Annotated in this window: 10 protein-coding genes and 1 pseudogene; 9 read left to right on the top strand and 2 right to left on the bottom strand. The window is 72.1% G+C overall.

From position 1 onward, the window contains the following. The 8 genes from CCN51_RS20465 to CCN51_RS20430 form a co-directional block, all read left to right on the top strand. The coding region (locus CCN51_RS20465; protein WP_281262464.1) for an acyl-CoA dehydrogenase family protein at positions 1-269 on the top strand (269 nt) is incomplete at its 5' end. Then, positions 266-1,264: a bifunctional MaoC family dehydratase N-terminal/OB-fold nucleic acid binding domain-containing protein gene (locus CCN51_RS20460; RefSeq protein ID WP_014177854.1), complete on the top strand. Its 999-nt coding sequence runs from the start codon at positions 266-268 to the stop codon at positions 1,262-1,264. The genes CCN51_RS20465 and CCN51_RS20460, both read left to right, overlap by 4 nt. Next, entirely contained in the window at positions 1,264-2,511 is a 1,248-nt protein-coding gene (locus CCN51_RS20455) for an acyl-CoA dehydrogenase family protein (RefSeq protein ID WP_014177853.1), read from the top strand. The genes CCN51_RS20460 and CCN51_RS20455 overlap by 1 nt, the downstream gene beginning before the upstream one ends. Further along, positions 2,508-2,942: a MaoC family dehydratase gene (locus CCN51_RS20450; protein WP_014177852.1), complete on the top strand. Its 435-nt coding sequence runs from the start codon at positions 2,508-2,510 to the stop codon at positions 2,940-2,942. The genes CCN51_RS20455 and CCN51_RS20450 overlap by 4 nt, the downstream gene beginning before the upstream one ends. Then, positions 2,939-4,105 carry a lipid-transfer protein gene (locus CCN51_RS20445; protein WP_014177851.1) on the top strand — a complete coding sequence of 389 codons (1,167 nt, stop codon included), beginning with the start codon at positions 2,939-2,941 and terminating at the stop codon, positions 4,103-4,105. Before CCN51_RS20450 ends, CCN51_RS20445 begins: the two co-directional genes overlap by 4 nt. A 53-nt stretch (positions 4,106-4,158) precedes the next feature. Next, positions 4,159-5,064, top strand: a complete 906-nt coding sequence (locus CCN51_RS20440; RefSeq protein WP_014177850.1) for a DUF1906 domain-containing protein — start codon at positions 4,159-4,161, stop codon at positions 5,062-5,064. A 164-nt stretch (positions 5,065-5,228) separates the two neighbouring features. After that, complete coding sequence (locus tag CCN51_RS20435) at positions 5,229-5,759, top strand: SigE family RNA polymerase sigma factor (RefSeq protein WP_043487208.1); 531 nt, start codon at positions 5,229-5,231, stop codon at positions 5,757-5,759. 139 nt (positions 5,760-5,898) lie between these two features. Next, the gene (locus CCN51_RS20430; protein WP_014177848.1) at positions 5,899-7,551 is read left to right on the top strand and encodes a long-chain fatty acid--CoA ligase; all 1,653 of its coding nucleotides are present in this window, start codon (positions 5,899-5,901) and stop codon (positions 7,549-7,551) included. A gap of 146 nt (positions 7,552-7,697) precedes the next feature. Here the strand turns inward: CCN51_RS20430 and CCN51_RS20425 are convergent, their stop codons facing one another. After that, positions 7,698-9,014 carry an MFS transporter gene (locus CCN51_RS20425; protein WP_014177847.1) on the bottom strand — a complete coding sequence of 439 codons (1,317 nt, stop codon included), beginning with the start codon at positions 9,012-9,014 and terminating at the stop codon, positions 7,698-7,700. Between the two features lie 123 nt (positions 9,015-9,137). Between CCN51_RS20425 and CCN51_RS20420 the strand changes: the two genes are divergently transcribed. After that, a complete protein-coding gene (locus tag CCN51_RS20420; RefSeq protein ID WP_014177846.1) occupies positions 9,138-9,734 on the top strand; it encodes a TetR/AcrR family transcriptional regulator in 597 nt (198 codons plus the stop codon). Positions 9,735-9,869: 135 nt separating this feature from the next. Here the strand turns inward: CCN51_RS20420 and CCN51_RS20415 are convergent. Then, positions 9,870-11,421: pseudogene (locus tag CCN51_RS20415) on the bottom strand (response regulator); the annotation flags it as partial.

The following is an 11,421-nucleotide window of genomic DNA, read 5'->3' as shown; positions in this document are numbered from 1 at the left end:
ATGTGGGGGCGGGGACGCTGAGCCCGGGGGATGCGAGCGGGGTCAAGTTCGCGGGAACCGAAAGCGCCGTCGAGGTGTACAGGATGTGTCAGGAGATTGTGGGGGAAGCGGGGCTGATCCGGGCGGGATCGCCGGGCGCGTTCGGCGACGGCGAGCTCGAGCGGATGAACCGGGCCGCGCAGATCAACACCTTCGGGGGCGGTGCGAGTGAGGTACAGCGGGAAATCGTGGCGACGATGCGGCTCGGCATGCGGCGGGGGCAGCGATGACCGGTGAGCGGACGGTTGGCGAGCGGACGATTGGCGAGCAGGTGGTCGGCGAGCAGGTGGCTGGTGGTGGCTCCGGCACCGATGACTTTTACGGGCGACTGCGGGCGTACGAGGGCCGGGCGGCCGTGGCCGGGGGCGAGGGCAGGGATGCGGTCAACGAGCCGATGATCAGGCACTGGTGTGAGGCGATGGGTGATACCAACCCCGCCTATCCGGCCAGCGCACCGCCGACGATGCTGCAGGTGTGGACGATGGGCGGGCTGTCCGGCCATACGGGCGGCTCGATCCGGTCCGAGGCGTACGACGAGCTGTTGGCCCTCCTCGACGGGGCGGGTTGCACCTCGGTTGTCGCCACGGACTGCGAGCAGGAGTATCTGCGCCCTTTGCGGCCGGGTGATCGGGTCACCTTCGACGCGGTGATCGAGTCGGTCTCACCGCGCAAGACCACCAAACTGGGCTCCGGCCACTTCGTCACGACGCGTATGGACATCCGGGCGGGTGGGGAACTGGTCGGAAAACACCGCTTCCGCATCCTCAAGTACGCCCCGGCGCGGCGTTCATCGGCGGCGAAGGAGCGGACGACGGAGGTGAAGGAGGCGAGGCGTCCGCGTCCCGTGATCAACCGTGACAACGCCGGCTTCTGGGCGGGGGTCGCCGAGCACAGACTGCTCATCCAGCGCTGCACGGACTGCGGGACACTCCGCTTCCCCTGGCTCCCCGGGTGCGGGGCGTGCGGCTGCCTGGAGTGGGAGACGGTCGAGGCGTCGGGCGCCGGGACGGTGTTCAGCTATGTCGTCATGCACCACCCGCCCTTCCCGGCCTTCGACCCTCCGTACGCCGTAGGCCTGATCGAGCTCGCGGAAGGGGTGCGGATGATCAGCAACATCACGGGGGTGCCGTACGACAAGGTCCGCATCGGTATGCCCGTCGAGCTGGAATTTCTCCGCGTGGACGCCGACTTGGAGCTTCCCGTCTTCCGAGGGGCGGTGGCCTGATGGACTTCGCGCCCACCGAGGAGCAGCGAGCCGCGCGCGAGCTGGCGGCCGAGATCTTCGGCGACCTGTCCACCCACGAGCGGCTGTCCGCCCTCGGCACCGGCACGGACGCCGAGCTGTGGAAGGCGCTGTGCGCCGCGGGGCTTCCGGCTGCCGTGGAGGAGATCGGCCTCGTCGGGCTCGTTCTGCTGCTGGAGGAGCAGGGCAGGACCACCGCCCAGGTGCCGCTCGCGGTGACATGTGCATATGGAGTGCTGCCGGTGGCCGTCCATGGCACGGCGGAGCAGCGCGACCGGCTGCTGCCCGCCCTGCGGGAGGGCACCGCGGTGGCGACGGGCGCCTTCGGCTCGGGGGTGGCCACCGCTCGTCGGACGGCGCACGGCTGGCGGTTGAGCGGCACCTTCCCTGCCGTGCCCTGGCTCCGGGCGGCGACCCATGTCCTGGTGCCGGCAGACGTCTTGGTGTGGGCCCATGAGGCGGGAGCGGGACATGAGGCGGAGGCGGCCCAGGGCGCGGAGGCGGGCCCCGCGGCCTCTGCGGGGTTACGGGCGGAGCCGCGCTGCTTCCTGGTCGACGTCCACGCCGCCGGGACCGAAGCCGACAAGACCGAAGCTGACAAGACCGAGGGCGGCGGGACCGAAGACAACAGGACCGAAGCCGCCGGGGCCGAGGCGGACGGAACCGCTGCGGACGGGGACGGCGCCGCCCTGGTCGAATCCGTTGAGACCACCGCGCCGTGGGCGGCGGGCCGGCTGACCCTGGACGGCGTGCCCGCCGAGCTGCTTGGCGGCGAGGGGACCCATGCCGATGTGCTCGGCCGGGCCCGCACCGCGTTCGCCGGGCTGCAGGCCGGGGTCTGCCGGGGCTCGCTCGACCGGGTGGTCCACCACACCGCGGTTCGGGAGCAGTTCGGCCGCCCGCTCTCCACCCACCAGGGCGTGTTGATGCGCGCGGCGGACGCCCATATGGACACCGAGGCCATCCGGGTCACGGCGTACGAGGCGGCCTGGCGCTACGACCAGGGCCTGCCAGCCGCCACCCATGCGCTCACCACGGCCTGGTGGGCCTGTGAGGCGGGCAAGCGGGTGGTGCACTCGGGCCAGCATCTGCACGGCGGCATCGGCGCCGATGTGGAGCACCCGGTCCACCGGCACTTTCTGTGGGGCCGGCAGTTGGACGCATATCTCGGACCGGCGCCCGGGCTCCTGGCCGAGCTGGGCGATGAGCTGACGGGGGTGGCCGGATGACGGTCCGGGTCGGCGACGAGCTGCCGCCGCTGCGTATTCCGATCACCCGGACCCTCATCGTCTCCGGTGCGATCGCGTCCCGCGATTACCAGGACGTCCACCACGATGCCGAGGCGGCCAAGGAGAAGGGCTCCCCGGACATCTTTATGAACATCCTGACGACCAATGGCCTGGTCGGCCGGTACATCACGGATCACTTCGGGCCGCACGTCCGGCTCCAGAAGGTCGCCATCCGGCTCGGCGCCCCCAACTACCCCGGCGATGAGATGGTGCTGACCGGACAGGTCACGGCGGTCACCGACGGCACCGCGGAGGTGTCGGTGACCGGGCGCAACGGCATCGGGAACCATGTCATGGGCAAGGTCACCCTGAGGCTGTCCCTGGATTTCCCCCATGGCGAGGCGGACTCCCCGCAGAGGGGGGCCCGATGAGTGTCCGCGGAGCCGACACGCTCGGCGGCCGGGCGGCCGTCGTGGGGATCGGGGCCACCGAGTTCTCCAAGGACTCCGGCCGCAGCGAGCTGAAGCTGGCCGTCGAGGCCGTGCAGGCCGCCCTGGACGACGCCGGGCTCACCCCCGCCGACGTCGACGGGCTGGTCACCTTCACCATGGACACCAGCCCCGAGATCACCGTGGCGCAGGCGTGCGGCATCGGCGAGCTCTCGTTCTTCTCCCGCGTTCACTATGGCGGGGGAGCCGCCTGTGCCACCGTTCAGCAGGCCGCGCTCGCCGTGGCCACGGGCGTCGCCGACGTCGTCGTCTGTTACCGCGCGTTCAATGAGCGCTCCGGCCGCCGCTTCGGGTCCGGGGTGCAGCACCGCGAGCCGTCGGCCGAAGGCACCGCGCTCGGCTGGGCGCTGCCCTTCGGCCTGCTGACCCCCGCCTCCTGGGTCGCCATGGCCGCGCAGCGCTATCTGCACAGTTACGGCCTGGCTCCGGATGTCTTCGGCCATGTGGCCGTCATGGACCGCCGCCACGCCGCCACCAACCCGGACGCGTACTTCTACGGCAAGCCGATCACCCTCGCCGACCACGCCGCCTCCCGCTGGATCGTCGAGCCGCTGCGGCTGCTGGACTGCTGCCAGGAAACCGACGGAGGCCAGGCCCTCGTGGTCACCAGCGTCGAGCGGGCGCGCGATCTGCCGCGTCGGCCCGCCGTGATCACCGCCGCGGCGCAGGGCGCGGGCCGCGGGCAGGAGCAGATGACGAGCTTCTACCGGGACGATCTGACCGGACTGCCCGAGATGGGAGTGGTCGCGCGCCAGCTGTGGCGCAGCAGTGGGCTGACCCCCGACGACATCGACGTGGGCATCCTCTACGACCACTTCACGCCGTTTGTGCTGATGCAGCTGGAGGAGTTCGGCTTCTGCGGGCGAGGGGAGGCCCCCGGCTTTGTCGCCGACGGCGCGCTGCCGCTCAACACCCACGGCGGCCAGCTCGGGGAGGCGTATCTGCACGGGATGAACGGGATAGCCGAAGCGGTCCGCCAGATACGCGGCACCTCTGTGAACCAGGTCCCGCACGCGGCCCGCGTCCTGGTCACGGCGGGCACCGGGGTACCGACATCCGGGCTGCTCATCGGGGCAGACGGCTGAACCGCGCGCGTGTCTGCGGGCCCGGTCCCCCCACCGGCACTTTGACTCCTCATATGGACCGAAGAAAGAAGATCAGATGGAAGATCGTCGGATGTGCGATCGGCCTGTCCGCGACGCTGGCCACGCTGATCGTCGGCGCCCCTTCCGCCGCCTCCTCCCCGGCGGCAGCCCCCGGCTTCGCTCCGGCGGCAGTGCCCGGCTTCGCCCCGGCGGCGGCCCTCCCCGACCCACGGCCGCTGGGCGCCAAGGTCTTCCAGGGCTGGGCCCTCGACACCTGCCAGGCCCCCTCGCTCGCGACCCTGCGCGCCTGGAACAGCTCCAAGTACCGGGCGGTCGGCGTCTACTACGGCGGCCGGGGCCGGGCCTGCCCGAACCAGCCGAACCTCACCGTCTCCTGGATGCGGGGGACCCGCGACATCGGCTGGCGGGTGCTGCCCATCTACGTCGGCTCCCAGTCCCCCTGCGTCCGCAACACGAACAAGAAGCACGTCACCATCGGCAGCAAGCCCACCTCGCAGGGGCGCGAGGAAGGCAAGGACGCGGTCAAGCGCGCCAAGGCGCTGGCCATCAAGAAGCGCAGCGCGCTCTACCTCGACATGGAGGCGTACGACCAGACGCGCACCAGCTGTGCCAAGACCACCCTCTCCTTCATCCGCGGCTGGTGCCGTGAAGTGCGCTCACACGGCTACTTCCCGGGCTTCTACAGCAGCGCCGAGTCGGGGGTGCTGCATCTGGAGAAGGCCCGTGAGGCCGGTAAGCACCACCTCCCCTCCGTGATGTGGTTCGCGCGGTGGAGCGGGAAGGCTTCGCTGTCCGGTGAACCGGTCCTGCCCAAGAGCGCCTGGCATCCGCACCGCCGTATCCACCAGTACGTGGGCAATGTCACCGAGAAGCACGGCGGCCGGACCCTGCATATCGACCGCAACAAGGTCGACGCACCCGTGGCGATCATCGGCTGACTCCCCCGCCCCATCCCACCCTTGGGGCACAACCCTGACGTCGTCTGCGCCGCCCCTCCCCCCGCAGGAGGTGGTGCCAGCCCTACCCCTACAACCTGAGGCTGAGGCGGCTTCGGCACTTACGGCCGATCCCCGGCCCACGGCCCGCTCCTAGCGTGGGAGGTATGACCACGAGTGTGTGCAACGGCGCGTCCACCGCCGCGTTCCCGTGCTTCGCGTCGTATGTGCGGGCGCGGGGGCCGGTGCTGCTGCGCACCGCCCGCGCGCTGAGCGCGAACGCCTGGGACGCGGAGGACCTGCTGCAGACCGCGCTGGCCAAGACGTATCTGGCGTGGGAGCGGATAGAGGACCACAACGCGCTGGACGGCTATGTCCGCCGGGCGCTGGTGAACACGCGGACCTCGCAGTGGCGTAAGCGCAAGGTCGACGAGTTTGTGTGCGAGGAGCTGCCCGAGCCGGATCCGGTCCCCGCTCCGGACCCCGCCGAACAGCAGGTGTTGCGGGACGCGATGTGGCGCGCGGTGCTGCGGCTGCCGGACCGGCAGCGGGCCATGGTCGTCCTCAGGTATTACGAGGACCTGAGCGAGGCTCAGACGGCCGAGGTGCTTGGAGTGTCCGTGGGCACGGTCAAGAGCGCCGTCTCGCGCGCCCTCGGCAAACTGCGCGATGACCCGGCCCTCACCCGGGCTGCCTGAGCCACCTGCCCGAGCCACCTGCCCGAACCAGGGGAGCGGGTCCGGTGTGGTGACCACCGGGTAGTGACATACCGCCCGGTCGGCTGCACAATCGGCGGACACCTTGACCCGCGCGTAAACCCGCACCCTGGAGGCCCCGGTGTTCAGCACGATGCAGGACGTACCGCTGACCGTGACCCGCATCCTCGTCCATGGGGCGCTCGCGCATGGCAAGGCTCAGGTCGTCACCTGGACCGGTGATGGCGAGCCGCAGCGCCGTACCTTCCACGAGGTGGGCCTGCGGTCCATCCAGCTAGCGAACGCCCTGCACGACGAGCTCGGTGTCGAAGAGGGCCAGGTCGTGGGCTCGCTCATGTGGAACAACTGTGAGCACCTGGAGGCGTATCTGGCGGTGCCCTCGATGGGCGCCGTGCTGCACACCCTCAATCTGCGTCTGCCCGCCGCCCAGCTGACTTGGGTCGTCAATCACGCCGCCGACCGCGTGATCATCGTCAACGGCTCGCTGCTGCCGCTGCTCGCCCCGCTTCTGCCGGGGCTGAAGTCCGTCGAGCATGTGGTCGTGGCCGGGCCGGGAGACCGTTCCGTGCTGGACGGCTGTCGGGCCACCGTCCACGACTACGAGGAGCTGATCGAGGGCCGTCCCGTGCGCTATCCCTGGCCCGTCATCGACGAGCGTCGGGCGGCGGCGCTGTGCTACACCTCCGGCACGACCGGTGACCCCAAGGGCGTGGCCTACAGCCACCGTTCGATCTATCTGCACTCGATGCAGATCAACAGTGTTGAGGGCTTCGGCATGTCCGGGAAGGAGATGGTGTTGCCTGTGGTGCCGATGTTTCACGCGAACGCGTGGGGCACCACGCACTCCGCATTCATGACGGGCGCCTCCATCCTGATGCCCGACCGCTTTCTGCAGCCCGGACCGCTCGCCGACATGATCGAAACAGTCCGGCCGACCGTCAGCGCCGCCGTCCCCACCATCTGGCAGGGGCTGCTGGCCGAGCTCGACGCGAGGCCGCGAGACGTGTCCAGCCTGCGCGAGGTCTACATCGGCGGGGCGGCCTGCCCGCCGTCCCTGATGAAGGCGTTCGAGGAGCGGCACGGCATCCGGGTCGTACACGCGTGGGGCATGACGGAGCTCTCGCCGCTCGGGTCCGTGGCCCATCCGCCCGCTGGTCTCACGGCGGAGGAGGAGTGGCGGTACCGGGAGTCCCAGGGCCTGTTCCCGGCTTCGGTGGAGTACCGGCTGACCTCGGCCGACGGCGAGCTCGTGCCCTTGGACGGCACATCGGTGGGCGAGCTGGAGGTGCGCGGCCCTTGGATCGCGGGCGCGTACTTCGGCGGGGCCGAGGGCGAGCCCTTCCGCCCGGAGGACAAGTTCACTCCGGACGGCTGGCTGAAGACCGGCGATGTCGGCGCCATAACGGAGGACGGCTTCCTGACGCTGACCGACCGGGCCAAGGACGTCATCAAGTCGGGCGGCGAATGGATTTCGTCGGTGGAGCTGGAGAACCACCTGATGGCCCACCCCGATGTCGCCGAGGCGGCGGTGGTGGCGGTACCGGACGAGAAGTGGGGGGAGCGCCCCCTGGCGACGGTGGTGCTCAAGGACGGCTCCGGCATCGGCTACGAGGCGCTTCGGGCGTTCCTCTCGGAGCGGGTCGCGCACTGGCAGCTGCCCGAGCGCTGGGCGCTGATCGAGGAGGTGCCGAAGACGAGCGTCGGGAAGTTCGACAAGAAGGTCATCCGCAGGCGTTACGCGGATGGCGAGCTGGAAGTCACACAGCTGGCCTGATCTGCTCCGATCCATCGCACTTGGCCTGCTCCGGCCTGGCTCACCCGGCCTGCCCGGGCTGAACGTGACGGGGCTCGGTCGGACGGCCGACGGGGGCGCGGACGACCAGCCGCGCCCCCTGTATGCCCCGATGCACCCGAAAGCGTTCAGCGCGTACGGGCGCCACGGGCGGCACGGGCGGTACGGGCGGTACGACCGGGGCGCCCGGCGGCGCCCAGCCAGCCCAGGGCCAGCCAGCAGGCGGCGACGGCGCACACCCCGCCCCAGCCCCAGTGCCCGAACGCCGGCGCGGCGAGCGCGGAGGCGGCCGCCCCGCCGATGAACGCCGCGACGATGTAAGCGGTGTTGGCCGTGGCCGGCGAGGCGGTCGCGGTCAGGGCCCGGGTCTGGTTGGCCACCTGTCCCGCCATCAGCCCCGCGTGCAGCAGCACCGCCGCCGCGCACAGCGCCCAGATCCACGAGCCGCCGAGCCAGAACAGCGGTACGGAGACGGCGGCGAGCACGTACGCGAAGCCGACCACCCGGGCCACCCCGAACCGGTCCACCAGCCCGCCGGCCAGCGGCCCCACGGCGCTCGCGGTCAGCCCGAAGAGGCCGAACAGCCCGGCCGTACCCGTGGACATCCCGTAGCCGGGCCCGGTGAGCAGCAGGGCCAGGGCCGTCCACAGGGCGCTCCACGCCCCGTACATCCCGGCCTGTCGCAGACATGCGCTCCGCAGCTCGGCGGAGGCGGCCAGCACCCGCGGCACCCGGGCGATGCCCTTGAGGGCCGTCAGCGGGTCGGTTTTCGTCCGCGGGCGGGTCTCTGCGGGCAGCAGTACGGCGGTCGCCAGGCCGATGAGCGCGGTGAGGCCCGCCGCGCCGAGGAAGACCGCGCGCCAGCCGTACGCCTGCCCGGCGAGACCGCCCAGCACCCGCGCCGCGACCACTCCGGCGAACAGCCCCGCGACGACGACGCCGAGGTGGCGACCGCGCCGCGCGGCGGGGGCGCGTTCGGCGACGAGCGGCACCAGCAGTTGCGGTACGACCGTGGCGGCGCTGGCCGCGAACACGGCGGCACCGAGCGCGGGCAGCCCCGGCGCCAGCCCCGCGACGACCAGGGCCGCGGCCGCCGCGGCGGACAGCGCGCCGACCAGGCGGCGGCGGTCGGCGGTGTCGCCGAGGGGCGCGAAGAGCAGCAGCCCGGCCGCGTAGCCGAGCTGGGCGACGGAGGCGATCCACCCGGCGGCCGACGGGGCGACGCCGAGGTCATGGGCGATGAGGTTGAGAAGCGGCGCGGCGAGGTAGATGTTGGCGGCGGTCACGGCGGTGCACAGGGCGACGACCGCGAGGAACACGCCGGTGGGCGGGCCATCGCGCCGGGCGCGAGTACGGGCGTGGGTGCGGGTCTCGGTGCTGGTGGTGGTGCTGGGGCTGGTGGGGTGACTGGTCGCGGTCGGTGTGACCGTATTCGTACCCGTCATCGCTGATAAACCTCCGCGCGGGGTTCGCTCCGGGCCGGGCTGGGATGACAACTAACTGGTTGGTTGTGAGTCTGCGGGCTTCAGGAAGACGTTGTCAACCAGATAGTTGGTTACCCTGGCTCCATGGCACCGACAAGGGACGCGGAGGCGACCAAAGCCCGGATCTTCGCGGCGGCCACCGCGGAGTTCGCCGCCCACGGCATCGCGGGCGCCCGCATCGATCGCATAGCCCGCGAGGCGAAGGCCAACAAGCAGCTCATCTACGCCTACTTCGGCGACAAGGCCGAGCTGTTCAGGCAGGTGGTCCAACACGCCATGCTGGACCTCGCGGCCGCGGTTCCGCCCGACCCCGAGAACCCCGACGGCTATCTGGACCGGCTGATGGCCTACCACGCCGAGCGCCCCGAGCTGCTGCGGCTGATGCTCTGGGAGGGCCTGGAGTACGGAAGCGGCGGTTTCGAGGTCCAGCGCGAACAGGAGCGCCGGGAGTACTACGCCGCGAAGGCAGCCGCCTTCGCCGCCGCGCAGGAGAAGGGCGCGATCGAGCGGTACCTCCCACCGGAGCACCTGGTGTTCATCATCAGCGCGCTGGCGGGCTGGCCCATCGCCGTGTCGCAGTTCCGCAATCTGCTCGTCGGCGAGACGGAGGAGGACGCGGCACAGCTGCGCGAATCGCTCCGTACGGCCGTCCGACGCCTCACCGGCACGGACGGGTCATAACGGCCCCGGTTATAACGGCCCCGGTCATGACGGCCCGGGGCATAACCGGCCTGGTCGTCACCGCCCAGGTCATAACGCCGCCCGCCGGCCGGCCCGGAGTGGACTGGCCAGGGCGGCGGCCACGGCGGCACGGACTCAGTTGTTGCCGATCTTGGCCAGCAGATCCACGATCCGCCCCTGCACCTCCGTGCTCGTCGAGCGCTCCGCGAGGAACAGCACGGTCTCGCCCGAACTCAGCCGCGACAGGTTGGCCGGATCGATGTCGGCGGAGGTGTAGACGACCAGCGGGGTGCGGTTGAGCAGCCCGTTCCCGCGCAGCCAGTCCACGATCCCGGCCCGGCGGCGGCGCACCTGCATCAGGTCCATGACCACCAGATTCGGCCGCATCTGCGCGGCGAGCGCCACCGCGTCCGCGTCCGTCGCCGCCCTCGCGACCTGCATACCGCGCCGCTCCAGCGTCGCCGTCAGCGCCTCGGAGATCGGCTGGTGCTCCTCGATCAGCAGGACCCGCGGCGGGTGCTGCTCGCTGTCGCGCGGCGCGAGCGCCTTGAACAGGACGGCCGGGTCGGCACCGTACGCCGCCTCGCGCGACGCCTGGCCGAGCCCCGCCGTCACCAGCACCGGCACCTCGGCGGCGACCGCCGCCGTACGCAGCGACTGCAGCGCCGTACGGGTGATCGGCCCGGTCAGCGGGTCGACGAACAGCGCGGCCGGGTACGCCGCGATCTGCGCGTCCACCTCCTCGCGCGAGTGCACGATCACCGGACGGTAGCCGCGGTCGCTGAGGGCCTGCTGCGTGGACATGTCCGGCGCGGGCCATACGAGCAGCCGGCGCGGGTTGTCCAGGGGCTCGGGCGGCAGCTCGTCGTCGGGCGGCGGGGTGCGGTCGTCGACGATCTCGATGGCGCCATTCGGCCCGTCCAGCGGCTCCGGGCCCTCGGCGCCCTCGTCGGGCGCGCCGATCGCGAAGGCGCGGCCCGCGGTCTGGGGCGAGCCGGGGCGCCCCGGTCCGGGCCCCTGCTGGGGACGTGGCTGGGCTCCGGGGTGGGGCGGCTGGGCGCGGCCGGCCGGTTCGAGTTCGGCCGAGGTGGCCGGGGCCGCCGGGTCGGGCCGGGCCGCCAGCTTGCGCCGCCTGCCCGAGGCCCCGGCCGCGGCCGTGCCGCCGGACGGCGTCTGGGGCTGGCCCTGCGGGTGGTGCGGGTGCTGCTCCGAGACCTGCTGCGCGAACGGCACGCCCTGCCCCAAGGTCCGCACGCTGATCGCGCGCCCCTGTGAGGCGTCGGGGCCCGGCCCGGCCTCGGCAGGCAACTGCTGCGGCCGGCGCTGGGGTTGAGGCAAGGGCTGGGGCTGGGGCTGCACGGGGCCGCCCGGCCAGGCGCCCGGCTGGGGCGCGCCCTCTTCCACGGCGGGCATCCCGCCAGGCGCCGACTGCTCGTCGGCCAACGGCCGCCGGGCCCGCCGCCGCCCGGTGGGCTGCGGGGCGTCGTCCATCTCGCCCGTGTCGTAGGCGTCGTACGGACCCTCGTCCGTGTCGTACGGGCCGTCCGGCGCGGCTTGGCCGCTCGGGGGCTGCTCCCAGTTGTTCTGCTGTTGTTCGGGGGTGCGTGCGGCGGGGAGGGCGGGCATGGCCGGTCCGCCCTGGGCGGCCGGGGGCGTGCCGGGGCCGGGGGCGGCAGGCCATCCGCCG

Source organism: Streptomyces milbemycinicus (assembly GCF_002154605.1).
GTDB classification, from domain to species: Bacteria; Actinomycetota; Actinomycetes; order Streptomycetales; family Streptomycetaceae; genus Streptomyces; species Streptomyces milbemycinicus.
Note: the sequence above shows the minus strand (reverse complement) of the source record. Positions and strands in the feature narration are given on the sequence as shown.